This window comes from Streptomyces sp. SID12488, assembly GCF_010548275.1.
Classification (GTDB): Bacteria; Actinomycetota; Actinomycetes; order Streptomycetales; family Streptomycetaceae; genus Streptomyces.
Window position 1 is genome coordinate 1 of sequence record NZ_JAAGLT010000132.1, and the last position, 435, is coordinate 435.

The 435-nt window shown below is 76.6% G+C and carries 1 protein-coding gene; it reads right to left on the bottom strand.

The features are described 5' to 3' along the window. On the bottom strand, nucleotides 1–435 hold a 435-nt coding region (locus tag G3I56_RS42840; protein ID WP_275406987.1), incomplete at both ends, for a carbamoyl-phosphate synthase domain-containing protein.

Genomic DNA, 435 nt, shown 5'->3' on the forward strand with positions numbered 1-435 from the left:
CGTCGCGCTCGGCCTCGGCGACGTCCGCGATCGTCGACGTCGCGGGCAGCACGTGCACCTCGACGCCGCGCTCGGCCATGCACTGCGGCGTCATGGCCTTGATGCCCAGGTCGACCGCCGCGACGCGTGCGCGCGGCTCGTCGAGCGGTGCGCCGTCGAGGCCCAGGGCCGGCACGACGTACGCGGCGTCGACGCTGACCTCGCCGGCCAGGTCGGCGCCCGTCATCGCGGGGGCCGTCAGCACCTCGTCGACCAGCTCGTCGACCGGGGGCCGCTCACCCTCGGGACGCACGAGCGCGTCGCCCGAGAAGATGCCGGCGCGCATGACGCCCCGCTCGCGCAGGTGCCGCGTGAGGGCGCGGGTGTCCACGTCGCTGATGCCGACGACGCCCTGCGCCGCGAGCTCCTCGTCCAGCGAGCGGCGCGACCGCCAGC